Raw genomic sequence first — 15,671 nt, forward strand, 5'->3', positions numbered from 1 at the left:
CATTAAGCGGCACCGAGCGACATGGAAGACACCGAGCGGCGGCACGCTCACGCCGTTTCACGCTGCCGCCCTGTCTCGACGATCCGCACCGGAATGGATTTCGCGCCCGGCACCTTGCTTTCCTTCGCGCAGTGCCAAAGCGGCAGCAGCGGATTGCATTCCGGGTAGTACCCGGCGATGCAGCCCGGCGGAATCTCATACGTCTTCACGGAAAAGCCGGTCACGCGCCGGTCGACGCCGTCGTCCGCGATGGTCTGCAACGTCACGATGTCGCCTTCCGCGAGGCCGTGCGCGGCCATGTCGGAGGCGTTCATCAGCAGCGTCATGCGGTTGCCCTTCACGCCCCTGAAGCGGTCGTCGTGATGATAGATCGTCGTATTGAACTGACTGTCGGAGCGCAAGGTCATGAGCCGCAGCGCGCCGGGTTCGCGCTCGGGCATGTCGGGGTCCTCGCCCAAGGTTTCGGGCACCATGAATTCCGCCTTGCCGCTTTCGGTCTGCCATTTGCGCTCGCGCGCGGGCAAGGGCCGCAAGAAACCGCCCGGCGTCCACATGCGCGCGTTGAAGTCGTGAAAAATCTCGGGATAGGTCCTGGCAATTTCTTCCCGCACGATCGAGTAATCGTCTTTCCACGCGTCCCAATCGACGCTCGAACGCTCTCCCAAGGTCGCCTTCGCCATGCCCGCCACGATGAACGGCTCCGAGCGCACGTCGTCGCCGGCCGGCTCGACCATGCCGCGCGAGCCATGCATGCAGCCGGTGCTGTCCTCCATCGAAACGGCTTGCTCGCCGCTCGCCTGCCGGTCGATTTCGATGCGGCTCAGGCACGGCAGAATGTAGGCGATCTCGCCGTGCACCAGTTGGCTGCGGTTGAGCTTGGTGGCCACGGTCACGGTCAGCCGCAGCTTGCGCCACGCGGGCTCGATCCGCGCGCGGTCGGGCACCGAACGCACCAGATTGCCGCCGAGGTTGAACACCGCGCTCACCTTGCCCGCGATCATCGCCTCGAAAGCCTCCACGGTATTCATGCCCGTTTCGCGCGGCGGCTCGAACGAAAACTGGCTCGCCAGTTTGTCGAGCGGCGCCAGTTCCGGCTTTTCCGTCACGCCCACCGTGCGCTGGCCCTGCACGTTCGAATGACCGCGCACCGGCGAGGGGCCCGCGCCCGGCTTGCCGATGTTGCCGCGCAGAAACAGCAGATTGCACAGCATGCGCACGTTCTGCACGCCGAGCCGGTGCTGGGTCAGGCCCATGCCATAGTGAATCATCACGGCGTTGGCCTTCATGTATTCGCCCGCGGCGGCTTCGAGCGCGTCGCGCGGCAAACCGCTGACGGTCTCGATGTCGCGCCATGCCGCGTCGCGCGCGTAACGGGCGAATGCCTCGTAGCCCTGCGTATGTTCCTCGATGAACGGCACGTCGATGATCCGCTCGCGGCCTTGCTCGCGCGCGAGGTCGTCGGCGGCGATCACCGCCTTGCAGATGCCGAGAATCGCAGCCGAATCGCCGCCGTTCTTCACCTGGTGATATTGCGTGCTGATGAGCGTGTCGTTCGGCGTGAGCATCTGGCGCGGCGACTGCGGATTGGCGAAGCGGATCAAACCCGGCTCGCGCAGCGGATTGAAGGTGATGATCGGCACGCCCCGCTTGCGCGCGTCCTGTAACTGGTGAAGCATGCGCGGGCTGTTGGTGCCGACGTTCTGGCCGAAAAAGAACATCAGATCGGTCTTCTCGAAGTCGTCGAGCGTGATGGTGCCGACGCCCGCGCCGATCGCCTTTTTCAAGCCGACGCTCGTGCTCTCGTGGCACATATTGGAGCTATCCGGCAGATTGTTCGTGCCGTACATGCGCGCGAAAAGCTGGTACATGTATGAGGTTTCGAGCGAGGCGCGCCCCGACGTGTAGAACACGACGCTCTCGGGCCGCATGCTGTTGAGCTCGCGGCCGATTTCGTCGAATGCGTCCTGCCAGCTCACCTTGACGTAGCGGTCGGTGGCCGGGTCGTAACGCAGCGGCGTGGTGAGCCGGCCGGCCGCCTCCAGATCGTGGTCGTGCCAGGTGGAAAGCTGGGCGACCGTGTGCAATTCGAAAAAGTCCGGCGTGACCCGTTTCGATGTCGTGTCCCACGCGGTCGCCTTCGCGCCGCTTTCGCAGAACTCGAACAGGTGCGGCTCGGCGGGCTTCGCCCATGAACAACTGACGCACATGAAGCCGTCGGGCTTGTTCTGTTTCGCGAACACGCGGCCGTCTTTCAACGCGACATGCTCCTGGGTGAGAATCCTCGTCACCGCTTTGAGCGAACCCCATCCGCCGGAGGCGTAGGGATAGGCTTCGGTATTGCGCTTGGTGGTCATCGCTCGCTCCGGTCAACACGCTATCGGCAACACAGCGCAGCAACCGCGATGCCCGCGTCGCGATGTGCGCGCCAGGGATCGCCCCGTTTTCGATGGCACAGCCGATGCTGCTGCAGCGATAACGAGGGTGAAGGCAGCGATAAGGCGCACGCCTTGCATCCCTCTGACCTATCGGCCATGACGGCCGTGATTCACCACCGTGGAAAGCAACCCTCGCACAGTTCGAAAGCAACGATGAAAATCGCCCAGGTCGCCCCGCTCTATGAAAGCGTCCCGCCGCTCGCCTATGGCGCGACGGAGCGCGTCGTTTCGTATCTCACCGAGGAACTCGTGCGGCGCGGCCATGACGTCACGCTTTTCGCGAGCGCCGATTCGACCACGCGCGCGCGGCTCGTGCCCGTCTGCGAACGCGGACTCTGGCGCGACGCCGGCGTGTGGGACACCCTCACGCATCACGTGAGGCAACTGGCGCGCGTCGCGCATCTCGCGCACGAGTTCGACGTCGTGCACTTTCACGGCGATCCGCTGCATTTTCCGCTGGCCGACTCGTTGCCCGTCGCGTCGCTCACGACGCTGCATGGGCAGTTGCTTCCGGTCGACCACGGTCCGCTGTTTCGTGAATTCGCCGCGGCGCCGCTGGTCTCCATCTCGAACGATCAGCGCGGGCCGGTGCCGTGGGCGAACTGGCGCGGCACCGTCTATCACGGCCTGCCGCTCGACGAGTTCGAATTGCAGCCCGAGCCGGGATCGTATCTGCTGTTTCTCGGCCGCATGATGCCCGGCAAGCGGCCGGATCTCGCGGTGGAAATCGCGCGGCGCGCAGGCTGGCCGCTCAGGATGGCCGCCAAGGTTCATCCCGGCGAGCGCGACTATTTCACTCAGCAAGTCGAACCGCTGCTGAAGCAATCGGCGCATTTCACCGACTATCTCGGCGAGGTCGGCGGCGGCCTTCGCCGGGCGTTGATCGCGAACGCGCGCGCGTTGCTGTTCCCGGTGGAATGGCCCGAGCCGTTCGGCATGGTGATGATCGAGGCGATGGCGTGCGGCACGCCGGTCATCGCGTTTCGCCGTGGCGCGGTGCCGGAAGTGCTGGAGCACGGCGTCAACGGGTTCATCGTCGACGGCGTGGACGAAGCCGTCGACGCGGTGGCGAACATCGCGCGGATCGATCGCGTTGCGTGCCGCCGATCGTTCGAGGCGCGCTTTACGGCCGAACGCATGGCCGCGGATTATCTGAGCATCTACGAAGGCTTGCTCGAAGACCGGCGCGCGGCGGCGCAGCCTCCGGTCGCACACTATTCGATGTACGGGCGCTGAGCGGTTGCGGCGCTGGCAACGCTTACCACTGCAACCGCCGCACCGATGCTTCCCTCGCGGCCAGGCCGCTGCCGGCGTTCAAACATCGCATTCGCGTAACTGCGCCGTCGCTCCGGCGGGCGCGGCATGACGGAAGGCGCCTGGGTGCGCGCGCCGCTTCACAGCGAGCGCACCAGGGCGACGCGCTACGGCAACCTGTACGCGATCACGTAATCGCCCTGCTTCGTGCCGAGCGATCCGTGCCCGCCCGCCGTCACCAGCACGTACTGCTTGCCGTCGCCGCCGGCGTAGGTCATCGGCGTGGCCTGGCCGCCCGCGGGAAGGCGCGCTTGCCACAATTTATCGCCGGTACGCACGTCGTAGGCGCGCACATAGTAGTCGAGCGTGCCGGACAGGAACGCGACGCCGCCCGCCGTGGTCACCATGCCGCCGAGACTCGGCACGCCGAGCGGCATCGGAATCGGCAACGGCGCGCTGTCGCGAATCGTGCCGTTCTTGTGCTGCCACACGATCTGGTTGCTGCGCAGATCGACGCCCGCGACGTAACCCCACGGCGGCGCCTGGCAAGGAATGCCGAGCGGCGAAAGAAACGCGTTCAACTCGAAGCCGAACGGCGTGCCCCGCGCCATCTTGATGCCGCTCGTCTCGCTGCCTTTCTTCTCGCCGTTGTCCACGGGAATCTGCGCGCGCGGAATGAGCTTCGACGTGAAGGCCATGTAGCTCGGATTGGCGATCAGGATTTGCCGCACCGGATCGACCGCGACGCCGCCCCAGTCGAACACGCCGAAGTTGCCGGGAAACACCAGCGAGCCCTGTTCCGACGGCGGCGTGAACGCGCCGTCGTAGCGCAGCGAGCGAAACTTCACGCGGCACCACAGTTGATCGAAGGGCGTGGTGCCCCACATGTCGCGCTCGCGCACCTTGGGCGGATTGAAATTGAGCGCGGAAACCGGTTGCGTGGGCGAGGTGTGATCGCCGGTTGCCGCGCCCTGGGGAACCGGGGTTTCCGTGATCGGCACGATCGGCTTGCCGGTTTCGCGATTGAGTACGTACAGACTGCCTTGCTTGGTCGACGCGATCAGCGCCGGCTGCACGCCGCTGGCGGTTTGCAGATCGATCAGGCTCGGCTGGCCGCCTACGTCCATGTCCCACAGATCGTGATGGGTGAACTGGTAATTCCAGCGCATCTTGCCGGTCGCCAGATCGAGCGCGACGACGCCCGCCGCGACTTTCTCGGAAGCCGGCGTGCGCAGGCCGCCCCACTGGTCCGGCGTCTGGTTGCCGAGCGGCAGATACACCATGCCGAGTTTTTCGTCGACGCTGAACACCGACCACATGTTCGGCGAGTTGCGCACGTAGGTCTGGTTCGGCGCGAGCGGTTCGGTGGCGTCGGGCTTGCCGGCGTCCCAGTTCCACACGAGGTGGCCGTCGTGCACGTCGAACGCGCGCGTGACGCCGGACGGCTCGTTGGTCGATTCGTTATCCGTCACGTGGCCGCTGATGATGACCAGGTCGCGCGTGACCGCCGGCGGCGACGTCGAATAGTAGCCGCCCGGCGTGAACGGTCCGATGCTGGTGCGCAGATCGATCTGACCGTTGCTCCCGAAGTGCGCGCAGGGCCGGCCGGTGTCGGCGTCGAGCGCGATGAGGCGCGCGTCGGCGGTGGGCAGGAAAATCCGCCGCGGGCATTCGGCGGCGAGGCTCGGCGCGGGCGCGGCGGCGGACGGCGCGGCGGGTTCCGATGAAGCAGCCGGCGCGGCGGATTCCGAGGCGGGCCTGGTCGCGAACGTGGCGGAAGCTTTGGGACCGGGCGCGGCGGCAAGCGCGGAAGACGCCTCGCCGCCGGAAGCGGCGGCAGGCGTGGCGGAAGCCGCCGCCGAAGTCTCGGCGCCCGACGCAGCCGCAGCCGCTGAAGGCGCCGAAGCTTCGGAACCGGCAGCCGCTGAAGGCGCCGAAGAAGCCGAACCTTCAGACGCCGAAACCGCCTCCGACGCACCGCCCTGTGCCCCCGCGACAGCAGCCTCGGAAGCCCCCACGTCCGCCTTCGCCGGATAAAGACTGTCGTCGTGGTAGGACACGCCGCGGCAGGTCATGTGCTCCCAATGCTTGAAACCCGCCGGACTCTGAATATGCGGATCGAAGCGCCAGATTTCCTTGCCCGCGACCGGATCGAGCGCGATGACGATGCCATGCGGCGTGCACAGAAAGAGCTTGTCGCCGACCTTGATCGGCGTGTTCTCGGCCGTGGTCTCGGCGGGGTCGTCCGGGCCGGGCTTGTCGCCGGTCTGGAATTGCCAGGCCACCTTCAATTGACCCGCGTTGGCCGGCGTGATCTGCGCGAGCGGCGAATAGCGCTGACCGAGCGGCGAGCCGCCGTAATCGGTCCAGTCGCCGGCCTGCCGGTTCGCGTCGCCGGCCAGCGGCGCGGCGGGCGGAGCCGAGCCGACCTCGATCGAACCGGCATGGTCGTATGGATGATTGAACGCCGTGCCGATACCCAGCAACACCGTCAGCACGACGGCGGCCGCGAGCGGCAACGCGCCTTGACGATGCGCGCCCGGCGGCCCGAACACCAGCCTGCGGGTCACGGGCGGCAACAGCAGCCATAGGCCCAGCACGAGCCACACCCACAGACGCGGCAGCAACTGCCAGAAGTCGAAGCGCGCTTCCGTCACCGCCCACACGGTCGAGCCGAACAGCACCAGCGCGAACAGCAGCAGCGCCGAACGCCGCCGGATCGCCACCAGCAGCCCCGTCAGCGCGATGCCGATGCCCGTGAGCAGGTAGTACCAGGAGCCGCCGAGCGAGATCAGCCAAACGCCCCCGACGGCCACCACCAGGCCGATGAGCATGAACACGATGGCGGGAAGCGCGAGAGCGACGGGAAAGCGGCGCGGCGTCGACATAACGGTGACCTCGGCAAAAGGCATTCGAAGAAAAACTCCGGGCAAGCCGGAGACGTTCGAAAACACAGGCGGCGCGAACGACGCGCAGCGTCAGACAAATTGCCTTGGAAGTAGCACATGCGGTTCCTGCTCACGGCACGCCGCATGCTTCGGTGCGAGCAAACCCGGCCAGCAAACTCGCTAAACCCGGCCTGCAAACCCGGCCTGTAAACCACGCCATCGCCGCCATGAAACACAGAGCCACCGTTCTCTGCGTCCGCGCCAACCGGATTCTCCTCGTCGCCCGGCCCAACGGACGATGGGCGTTGCCCGGCGGACGCTGCAAGACCGGCGAGCCCGCGCACGCCGCCGCCCTGCGCGAGTTGGCCGAGGAAACGCGCCTGAGCGGGATCGCGCTCGATTATGTGTTCGAGTTCTGGGGCGCGCGGACTCGCCATTACGTGTTCGCCGCGCATCTGCCGCCCACGGCGGTCGCCCTGCCCGACCATGAAATCAGCCGGTGCCGCTGGATTCGCGCAAAGGACGTGGGCGTGACATGGGTGAGCATCTCGACGCGCGGCATCGTGCAGGTGCTGCTCGGCGAGAACAGTCCGGTCGGTCCGGGGCGCCGTTCGAGCCCGCTGCACGCGTTGCCGGCGCAACGCGGCCGATGAGCGGGCGGAGCGGTTCGATCGCCCGCGTCCCGCTTTCGGTCCCGCTTTTGGTCCCGCTTTTGGTCCCGCTTCCCGCCACGCCTCCGTCCGCTTCACGGTCAGGTGCGTTGCTGCCCCGAGCCCAGGTCCGCGCCGGTGACCGGGTCGGCCGTGACGTCGGATGCGGTGCGCCCCGCCATCGCCCGCAAGGTCTCGGCATCCGGCGCGCTCACGTTCACCGAGGCCAGTCCGTCGCCGCCGTCCACCGCGGGTTGCGGCGACTCCACGTAATCCCAGTTCGGGCCTTCGTTCCACGGCCCGCGCGGCGCGTCGTCGCCCGACGACATGTTGTAGTAGACGCTGGCGTACTCGGCCACGCCCGGCAGCTTGCCTTGCGGGAAATTCGGCTGGATCGAATGGAGCGCTTTTTCAAACGACTTCTGATGCGCGATCTCGCGGGTCATCAGAAAGCCGAGCGCGTCGCGTATGCCGGCGTCGTCCGTGACGTTGATGAGGCGCTCGTAGATGATCTTCGCGCGCGCTTCCGCCGCGATGTTCGAGCGCAGATCGGCGGTGGGCTCGCCGATCGTGTCGATGTACGCCGAGGTCCACGGCACGCCGGCGGAATTGGTCAGCGCGGGGCCGCCGCCGTAGAGCAGCGCCGTGATGTGCGAGTCGTTGCCGCCGCCCGTCAGCGAGCGGTACAGCTCGGCCTGCTCGTCGACGCCTTCGGCCAGTTTGCCTTTCCCGCCCTTGTTGAGCATCGCCACGATCGAGCCGATGACCTCCAGGTGGCTGAGCTCTTCCGTTGCGATGTCGAAGAGCATGTCCCTGCGCCCCGGATCGTCCTCGCCGACGGCCTGCGTGAAATACCGGCATGCCGCGGCGAGTTCGCCCTGCGGTCCGCCGAACTGTTCGAGAAGCAGATTCGCGAGGCCCGGATCGGGCTCCGCCACGCGTACTGTGTATTGAAGGCGCTTGTTATGAACGAACATGATCTCTCCATTGAAAAGTAGAACAATCGCCATTGCCTCGGCGTCGATGGTGGACGTGCCGCAAGCGGGTCCGGCCGGCGGGACCTCGCCTGCGGATATGCGCGTGAGCGGCGCAACGCCCCCGGCTTCGTGCGCTTGCGGCGACCGCTCACGGCCGCCTCGCTTGCCGCATGCGGCATACCTGGCGGTGACATCACGAGGCGGCCTCGTTCGACGGCGACGCCTTTCTCATGCCGGTCGAATCGTTCGCCGATCGACCGCGCGGACCGTGCACGATCATTGCGAGCCACTTAAGGCATACGCCCGAAAAGCCCGCTCGACGCGCTCCACGGCGCATACGTCTGTTAAAAGTTCAAGCCGTGCATCCACAAATACAATCGCCAGAAGTCGTGGGGAACGCCGTTCGATAGCAAGACCTGGTTCACGAAACTCACAGGAGGTGCGTCCATGTCCAGTCGACATCCGATCATTGCGTTTCTCGCGGGATTGCCGCAGTTCGAGGCGCTTTTGCATGAGGACGCGGTGCTCGACCTGAGATCCGGCTGCATCGTGTCGCGATGCGAACCCGCGACGACCGAGGCCGGTTTGCGGTTCCGGCTGAACGTGCGCTGGCCGGGCCACGCCGCGCCGAATCCTCATCCGGTCGATGCCTATAAATACGTGGCCTTGCAGGTTCAGGAGGCGTCGCATGTCGGCTTCGATCTGAAGCTGACCGCCGAGAGCGCGGAACTGGCGATGATCGCCGCGAGCGATTGGCCGCACGAGGAGGCGTGAACTCCGATGGGCAAACCCGAGCTGTCCGCGTCGGATTCCTTCGATACGTCCGCGCCCCACACGCCCGACACGCCCGACACGCGGAAGGCGCTGCAACGTGCGACGCAATACGATGCGCACGATGAAGCGCACGAGTCCGCGCCCGCCGACCCCGCGCGGCGCAATCCCGGCAAGACCCGCTATCAGCCGATCCACGACGTGCAGATGATGTTCGACGGACCCGCCGCGAGCGCGATGGCGCGGCTCGTGCACGAGCGCTGGCAGCGTTCGCGCCGCTCCCGCACGGCGCCGCGGCCGTTCCAGCCCGGGCCCGCGAACCCGCACCTGTGGCCTTCCAGCGTGACGCCGGACTTCGTCGACATCGACCTCGGCATCGCCCTCACGGAGCCCGCCTACGAGGGACGCGAGGCCGTGCATCAGGTGCGGGCGCTGCACGTCGCGGCGGTGGCCGCGGCGCGCCGTAACATCTACATCGAGAACCAGTATTTCACCGCCGGGGCGATCGGCACCGCGCTGTGCGAGCGGATCGGCCGCACGCCCGGCCCCGACGTCGCGGTGGTCTGTCCGTTCAAGCAGAGCGGCTGGCTCCAGGAGGCGACCATGGGCGTGCTGCGGGCGCGCCTGCACCGGCTCATCCAGGACGCCGATCCGAACGGCCGCTATGCGATGTACGCCCCGGCGATCGACGCCGGGCGCGGCGTCTTCGTCAACGTGCACAGCAAGGTGATGATCGTCGACGAGCGCGTGCTGCTGATCGGCACGGCGAACCTGAACAACCGCTCGATGGTGCTCGACACCGAGTGCTGCGTGGCGATCGACGCGCGCGGCAACGCCCAGGCGCAGGCGACGATCGCGCGCATCCGCAACGCGTTGCTCGCCGAACATCTCGACACGAGCGAAGCCGAGGTCGCGCAGGCGCTCGAACGGCACGGCCGGCTGAACCCCGCGATCGCGAGCCTGAAGCACGGCGCGCGCACGCTCGTCCCGCTCACCCCCGAGGTCGCCGAGGAGTTTCGCGATTTCGCGGACAAGGTCCACGTTCTGGATGCGGAAGCGCCGATCGCGCCGGACGAACTGATCCGCCAGTTCCTGCCCGAGCCGACCCACCGGTCGCTCACCGCCAGGCTGCTCGTGCTGGGCGCGCTCGCGCTCGCGGTGGTCGCGCTGACGATCATCTGGCGCTTCACGCCGGCCGGCCATCCGCTGAGCTTCACGTCGCTCACGCACGGTGTGGAGCAACTCGCGGGCACCCGTCTCGGACCGGCGGCGGTCGTGGCGGGCTATGCGTTGGCGGCGCTGTTGTCGGTGCCCGTGACGCTGCTGATCGCCGTGACGGGCTTCGTGTTCGGCGCGCTCACGGGCGCGGCCTACGCGATGGCGGGCACGCTGATCGCCGCCGCCGCGGGCTGGGCCGTCGGCGCGTGGCTCGGACGCGACGCGGTGCGCGAACTCGCCGGACCGAAACTGAACCGGTTGAGCGAACGCCTGCATCAGAAGGGATTGCTCGCGGTGATCGTGTTGCGGCTCGTGCCGGCCGCGCCGTTTTCGATCGTGAATCTGGCGGCCGGCGCGTCGCGCATCCGCTTTCGCGACTTCTTCGCCGGCACGGCGATCGGCATGGCGCCGGGCGTCGTGCTGGCCACGTCGTTCGCGCATCAACTGGTGTCGGCGGTGCGTCACCCGACGCCGTTCTCGCTGATGGTGGTGGCCGCGATCGGCGTCGCGCTGGTCGGCCTGTCGCTGCTGCTGCGGCGCATTCTCGCGGGGCGGCGATGAGCCGGCGCGAAGCGGACGCGATCGCCCTGGAGCGCCCGCAGGCGCGGTCCGCGCCGGCGCACCAACATGCGAGCGACGTGTTGCGCATCGCCACCTACAACATTCATGCCGCCGTGGGCACGGACGGGCGGCGCTCGGCCGAACGCATCGGCGAGGTGATCGCCGCCCTGAACGCGGACATCGTCGCGTTGCAGGAAGTGCCGCTCGGCGGCACGGGCAGCCTCGACGTGCTGCCCGTGCTGAGCGACATCACCGGCTTGCATGGCGTGCCGGGGCCGACGCTCGACACGCCGCAACGGCGCTACGGCAACGCGGTGCTGACCAATCTGCCGGTGCGCGCGGTGCGCACGCTCGACCTTTCGTTCGGCAGCCGCGAGGCGCGCGGCGCGCTGGACGTCGACGTGGAAACCGGCAGCGGCGTGCTGCGTGTGGTCGCGACCCATCTGGGCCTGTCGTCGCGCGAACGCCGCGCCCAGGTCGATCTGCTGCTCGATACGTTCGACACGCCCGAACTGCCGGTCATCCTGCTCGGCGATCTGAACGAATGGTTCGTCTGGGGCCGTCCGTTGCGCGCGCTGCTGGCGCACTTCCGGCCGGCCGCCGCGCCGCGCACGTTTCCGTCGCGCTTTCCCGCCTTCGCGCTGGATCGCGTGTGGGTGCATCCGGTGCAGCGTCTGGTCGACGTGCAGGTGTTTCGCAGCGATCTGGCGCGGGTCGCCTCGGATCATCTGCCTGTCATCGCGCGCGTGCTGCGCTGAGGTTGACAGGCTCGCCGGGCCGCCGCCGCGCGGCGCGAGTGAACGAACCTCTGGCGAAGATAGCGAAAGCCGTTCCGCGTGTGCGATTTCAGCGGACGAACCGTCTCACGCGAGCGTTTTATCGATTTCGGCGATCCATTTGTGAACCGTTTCCAGCGTCTTCTGAACGTGACGCCGTTGCCGCAACGTTTCCGCGATGTCCCGATCGACGGCGCGAAGCTGGCTGACCGGTATCTCGGGATGAGTTTCACGGCCGAGCTGGCGAACTGTTTTTTCGTCGACGGCGGCTGAGCCGCTTTCGTTCAGTAAACGGCCGAGCGCGGCGGCATGTTGCTGCAACTCGCCGCGCTTGCCTTCGAGGATGGCCCGTTTCTTTTTCGTGCTTGCGAAAAGCGGGATTCTGGGTTGCGTCAATGCGTTTTGCGCCTGCGTGTTCGCGCTCCGAAGCTGCCGCATGATGCCGTCGTAATGCGCCCCGAGGGAACTGAGCGGGCCGCTGCTATGTTTTTCCTCGTGAATCGTGGCGAGGTCCGGTTTCCAACTGCTGCGGGCGCGCCGCGGCCCGAGCGGTCCATGGACTGGCTGACGGCGCGCGGCGCCTCGCGCGCTGCCCGGTGGCGTTTGCGTCACGGCTGACCGCGGCGCGGGGGCGACCTTGCCGCTTGCCGTATTCAGTTCCATCAGATCGTCGTCATCGTCGAGGTGGATGGAAGACGCCGCGTTGCCGGCTCGCGGAGGCGGCGGCGGTGCGCGCGTCGGCACGGGCTTGCCTGCTGCCAGGGCTTGCTCGCGCGTCAACTCGAGGTGGATGGGAGACGCCGCGTTGCCGGCTCGTTCCGGGCGCGGCGCGGTGATGACCTTGCCGCTTACCGTGTGCAGTTCCATCAGATCGTCGTCATCGTCGAGAGGCATGGAAGACGCCGCGTTGCCGGCTCGCGGAGGCGGCGGCGGCGCGCGCGTCGGCACGGGCTTGCCTGCTGCCAGGGCTTGCTCGCGCGTCAACTTCGGCGTGCCTTGCGGCCGGGCGGCGGCGCTACGGTTGATCCACTTGACGGTATCGCCGACGAGATCTTCCTGCACGGTCGAGGAAGCCGGCGGCAGGCTGGCGAACGGTGGCCGTTGCGGTTTCAACGATGAAGAGCGCGACCAGCCGGTCATCTGCTTCAGACTTTGCAGCACCGCGCCACTCGCCGAAAGACGCTTCGACCGGCCACGCGCGCCGCTGGTCCCGCGGCTCGCATCCGGTGAATCGGAGCGCCCCTGCACGGCATCGGGCGGTGCGTTGCGACGAATCTGGATGGCCATGGTAGCGACTCCCTCAAAAGGTTTTCCCATTCTGCATACGCGCCACGGCCGGACCGGTGCGTTGCGCCGAACCAGCGCGTCTCCAGGCGAAATGAAGAAGCGCGGGCGCCATCGACGGACGCGCCCGGCAAACCGTATCCCGCATGCCGCCGCTACATGTGAGTACCGCATGTGAGCACCGCACGTGAGCACCGCATGGGAACAGGATTTGCGTGCGCAGACATGCTCATTCGCGTATTCGCCAAGGAGAGACATTCATGGCTCAAACCGTCAGCGACTTCATCGTCGAGCGGCTTCACGCCTGGGGCGTGCGCCGGATTTACGGCTATCCGGGCGACGGCATCAACGGCATGTTCGGCGCGCTCAACCGGTTTCAATCGAAACAGAAGCACGACAGGACCGGTGATTCGGATCAGGGCATCCAATTCATCCAGGTCCGCCACGAGGAAATGGCCGCGTTCATGGCGGCCGCGCACGCCAAATTCACCGGCGAACTCGGGGTCTGCATCGCCACCTCCGGCCCCGGCGCGTCGCATTTGATCACCGGTCTCTACGACGCGAGAATGGACCACATGCCCGTGCTCGCGATAGCCGGACAGCAGGCACGCGCCGCGCTCGGCGGCCACTATCAGCAGGAACTGGACCTCGTCTCGATGTTCAAGGACGTCGCGGGCGCTTTCGTCGAACAGGCCAGCGTCCCCGCGCAGGTGCGCCATCTGGTCGATCGCGCGGTGCGCACCGCGCTCGCCGAACGCAAGGTCACCGCGATCGTGCTGCCCAACGATCTGCAGGACCTGCCGTATGAAGCGCCGGGCCGCAAGCACGGCACGCTGCATTCGGGCGTGGGCTTTCGCGCGCCGCGGCTCGTGCCCTATCCCGACGATCTGCAGCAGGCGGTCGACGTGCTCAACGCCGGCAAGAAAGTGGCGATTCTCGTCGGCGCGGGCGCGCTGCATGCGACCGACGAAGTCATCGCCGTCGCCGAAAAACTCGGCGCGGGCGTCGCCAAGGCGTTGCTCGGCAAGGCCGCGCTGCCGGACGATTTGCGGTGGGTCACCGGCGCGATCGGCCTGCTCGGCACCAAGCCGAGCTACGACCTGATGACGGAATGCGACACCCTGCTGATGATCGGCTCCGGCTTCCCCTATTCGGAATTTCTGCCGAAGGAAGGCGCCGCCCGCGGCGTGCAGATCGACATCAAGGCGGACATGCTGAGCCTGCGTTATCCGATGGAAGTGAATCTGGTGGGCGATAGCGTGGAGACCTTGCGCGCACTGCTGCCGCTGCTCGAACACAAGCAGGACCGCGCGTGGCGCAGAACCGTCGAGGACTGGACCGAGGACTGGTGGCGAACGCTCGAGCGGCGCGCGCACGAAGCCGGCAACAACGCGGTGAATCCGCAGCGCACCGTGTGGGAGCTGTCGAAGCGCATTCCCGCCGACTCGATCGTGACGAGCGATTCCGGTTCCTGCGCGAACTGGTATGCACGCGATCTGAAGGTCCGGCGCGGCATGATGTGCTCGCTCTCGGGCGGGCTCGCGTCGATGGGCGCGGCCGTGCCGTATGCGATCGCCGGCAAGTTCGCGTTTCCCGAGCGGCCCGTGATCGCGCTGGTGGGCGACGGCGCGATGCAGATGAACAACATGGCCGAACTGATCACCGTCTCGAAGTACTGGCAAGACTGGGCCGATCCGCGCTGGATCTGCATGGTGCTGAACAACGAGGATCTGAACCAGGTGACGTGGGAGCAGCGCGTGATGAATGGCGATCCGAAGTTCGAGGCGTCGCAGAACATTCCTTCCGTGCCGTATCACCGGTTCGCGGAATTGATCGGCCTGAAAGGCATTTACGTCGACGACGCCGAACAGATGGGCGCGGCCTGGGACGAGGCGCTCGCGGCGGACCGACCGGTCGTCATCGAGGTGAAGGCCGATCCCAACATTGCGCCGTTGCCGCCGCATGTCACGCTCGCCCAGGCCAAGGCATTCGCCACGACGCTGATGAAGGGCGACCCGGAGCAAGGCAACGTGATTGTCGAGACCGCCAGGCAGGTGCTCGGCGCGGTGCTGCCGGGGCATCGCGACAAGTGATGCGGGTTGCCTTACCGCTTGAAGTCGATGACGCTAATGCATGCTCACGTATGCTGACGTGAACCGACGTGAGACAGGGACTCGCCCGGCCCCGGCGCCGTTGCCGGCGCGAGACTCGCGGTCATCGCGCCGGGCAGATTGTTCAGCATGATGACGAGTCGGTGCAGTTGTTCCATCGGCACCTCGTCGAAAAACAGCGTGATCGACTCCGTGCGGTCCTGGAGCTTGACGTGCATGCTCGAACCGCACGCCGGCGTTTCGCACGCGCGCAGGCACTTCCAGATTGCGATGACGTGCAAGGCGCCGAGCGCGGCGGACACCGTAATGCGTTGCGTCGTGATCATGGCCGTCGAGAAATGGGGTTGCCGTTGCGGCGGGTCCAATCCAACAGAAGCACCCGATTACAAGCTTAGAAGCTGTTGCGAAATTAAGTTTTGGGTCTGTTAACTTTTCTGACTTGGTGTTAACTTCTTGTCTTGTTTTGCCTGACAGGAAGCAATGCCTAAAGAACTCATAGACGACGAATTGTGGTCACTCATCGAACCGCTTCTGCCCGCGCGAGCACCGCGCAATCGCCAGTACGCGGGCCGCAAACCGACGCCAGACCGAGCAGTGCTGACTGGCATCGTGTTCGTGCTGCGCTCGGGCATTGCGTGGAACCTGCTGCCGCAGGAAATGGGTTGCGGCTCAGGCACCGCCTGCTGGCGACGGCTCGTCGCATGGCAGAAGGCCGGTGTCTGGCAACGTATCCACGAAACGCTGCT

At 66.7% G+C, this 15,671-nt stretch carries 12 protein-coding genes; 7 read left to right on the top strand and 5 right to left on the bottom strand.

Features of this window, described 5'->3' with window-relative positions; genetic code table 11:
* Positions 1–47: 47 nt before the first annotated feature.
* A complete protein-coding gene (locus tag BUE39_RS25650) occupies positions 48–2,354 on the bottom strand; it encodes an FdhF/YdeP family oxidoreductase (RefSeq protein ID WP_073431510.1) in 2,307 nt (768 codons plus the stop codon).
* A 234-nt stretch (positions 2,355–2,588) separates the two neighbouring features.
* Between BUE39_RS25650 and BUE39_RS25655 the strand changes: the two genes are divergently transcribed.
* Positions 2,589–3,671, top strand: a complete 1,083-nt coding sequence (locus tag BUE39_RS25655) for a glycosyltransferase family 4 protein (protein ID WP_073431530.1) — start codon at positions 2,589–2,591, stop codon at positions 3,669–3,671.
* 185 nt (positions 3,672–3,856) lie between these two features.
* Here the strand turns inward: BUE39_RS25655 and BUE39_RS25660 are convergent, their stop codons facing one another.
* The gene (locus BUE39_RS25660; protein WP_073431531.1) at positions 3,857–6,577 is read right to left on the bottom strand and encodes an outer membrane protein assembly factor BamB family protein; all 2,721 of its coding nucleotides are present in this window, start codon (positions 6,575–6,577) and stop codon (positions 3,857–3,859) included.
* A 227-nt stretch (positions 6,578–6,804) separates the two neighbouring features.
* Between BUE39_RS25660 and BUE39_RS25665 the strand changes: the two genes are divergently transcribed.
* The gene (locus tag BUE39_RS25665; protein ID WP_073431511.1) at positions 6,805–7,230 is read left to right on the top strand and encodes an NUDIX hydrolase; all 426 of its coding nucleotides are present in this window, start codon (positions 6,805–6,807) and stop codon (positions 7,228–7,230) included.
* A gap of 98 nt (positions 7,231–7,328) precedes the next feature.
* Here BUE39_RS25665 and BUE39_RS25670 read toward each other — a convergent pair whose 3' ends face one another.
* A complete protein-coding gene (locus BUE39_RS25670) occupies positions 7,329–8,204 on the bottom strand; it encodes a manganese catalase family protein (RefSeq protein ID WP_073431512.1) in 876 nt (291 codons plus the stop codon).
* Between the two features lie 447 nt (positions 8,205–8,651).
* On the opposite strand from BUE39_RS25670, the gene BUE39_RS25675 reads away from it, so the two are divergent.
* From BUE39_RS25675 to BUE39_RS25685, 3 genes are read left to right on the top strand one after another with little or no spacing between them, the layout of a single operon-like run.
* The gene (locus BUE39_RS25675; protein WP_073431513.1) at positions 8,652–8,978 is read left to right on the top strand and encodes a hypothetical protein; all 327 of its coding nucleotides are present in this window, start codon (positions 8,652–8,654) and stop codon (positions 8,976–8,978) included.
* Between the two features lie 6 nt (positions 8,979–8,984).
* A complete protein-coding gene (locus BUE39_RS25680; protein WP_084561486.1) occupies positions 8,985–10,754 on the top strand; it encodes a VTT domain-containing protein in 1,770 nt (589 codons plus the stop codon).
* The gene (locus BUE39_RS25685) at positions 10,751–11,512 is read left to right on the top strand and encodes an endonuclease/exonuclease/phosphatase family protein (protein ID WP_073431514.1); all 762 of its coding nucleotides are present in this window, start codon (positions 10,751–10,753) and stop codon (positions 11,510–11,512) included. Before BUE39_RS25680 ends, BUE39_RS25685 begins: the two co-directional genes overlap by 4 nt.
* A gap of 105 nt (positions 11,513–11,617) precedes the next feature.
* Here the strand turns inward: BUE39_RS25685 and BUE39_RS25690 are convergent, their stop codons facing one another.
* Positions 11,618–12,817 (bottom strand): hypothetical protein, encoded by a 1,200-nt coding sequence (locus BUE39_RS25690; RefSeq protein WP_073431515.1) that lies wholly within the window; start codon positions 12,815–12,817, stop codon positions 11,618–11,620.
* Between the two features lie 257 nt (positions 12,818–13,074).
* Here BUE39_RS25690 and BUE39_RS25695 point away from each other — a divergent pair, with 257 nt between their 5' ends.
* Positions 13,075–14,907 (top strand): thiamine pyrophosphate-requiring protein, encoded by a 1,833-nt coding sequence (locus BUE39_RS25695; RefSeq protein WP_073431516.1) that lies wholly within the window; start codon positions 13,075–13,077, stop codon positions 14,905–14,907.
* 44 nt (positions 14,908–14,951) lie between these two features.
* Here the strand turns inward: BUE39_RS25695 and BUE39_RS25700 are convergent, their stop codons facing one another.
* A complete protein-coding gene (locus BUE39_RS25700; protein WP_073431517.1) occupies positions 14,952–15,251 on the bottom strand; it encodes a hypothetical protein in 300 nt (99 codons plus the stop codon).
* A gap of 154 nt (positions 15,252–15,405) precedes the next feature.
* On the opposite strand from BUE39_RS25700, the gene BUE39_RS25705 reads away from it, so the two are divergent.
* On the top strand, positions 15,406–15,671 hold a 266-nt coding region (locus tag BUE39_RS25705), incomplete at its 3' end, for a transposase (protein ID WP_143169523.1).

The sequence above is a fragment of the Paraburkholderia terricola genome (assembly GCF_900142195.1).
GTDB classification, from domain to species: Bacteria; Pseudomonadota; Gammaproteobacteria; order Burkholderiales; family Burkholderiaceae; genus Paraburkholderia; species Paraburkholderia terricola.

What these genes read in the sequence shown, in the direction of transcription:
- BUE39_RS25650 (WP_073431510.1), bottom strand. Translation starts at nt 2,354, where the DNA reads ATGACCACCAAGCGCAATACCGAAGCCTATCCCTACGCCTCCGGCGGA.
- BUE39_RS25655 (WP_073431530.1), top strand. Translation starts at nt 2,589, where the DNA reads ATGAAAATCGCCCAGGTCGCCCCGCTCTATGAAAGCGTCCCGCCGCTC.
- BUE39_RS25660 (WP_073431531.1), bottom strand. Translation starts at nt 6,577, where the DNA reads ATGTCGACGCCGCGCCGCTTTCCCGTCGCTCTCGCGCTTCCCGCCATC.
- BUE39_RS25665 (WP_073431511.1), top strand. Translation starts at nt 6,805, where the DNA reads ATGAAACACAGAGCCACCGTTCTCTGCGTCCGCGCCAACCGGATTCTC.
- BUE39_RS25670 (WP_073431512.1), bottom strand. Translation starts at nt 8,204, where the DNA reads ATGTTCGTTCATAACAAGCGCCTTCAATACACAGTACGCGTGGCGGAG.
- BUE39_RS25675 (WP_073431513.1), top strand. Translation starts at nt 8,652, where the DNA reads ATGTCCAGTCGACATCCGATCATTGCGTTTCTCGCGGGATTGCCGCAG.
- BUE39_RS25680 (WP_084561486.1), top strand. Translation starts at nt 8,985, where the DNA reads ATGGGCAAACCCGAGCTGTCCGCGTCGGATTCCTTCGATACGTCCGCG.
- BUE39_RS25685 (WP_073431514.1), top strand. Translation starts at nt 10,751, where the DNA reads ATGAGCCGGCGCGAAGCGGACGCGATCGCCCTGGAGCGCCCGCAGGCG.
- BUE39_RS25690 (WP_073431515.1), bottom strand. Translation starts at nt 12,817, where the DNA reads ATGGCCATCCAGATTCGTCGCAACGCACCGCCCGATGCCGTGCAGGGG.
- BUE39_RS25695 (WP_073431516.1), top strand. Translation starts at nt 13,075, where the DNA reads ATGGCTCAAACCGTCAGCGACTTCATCGTCGAGCGGCTTCACGCCTGG.
- BUE39_RS25700 (WP_073431517.1), bottom strand. Translation starts at nt 15,251, where the DNA reads ATGATCACGACGCAACGCATTACGGTGTCCGCCGCGCTCGGCGCCTTG.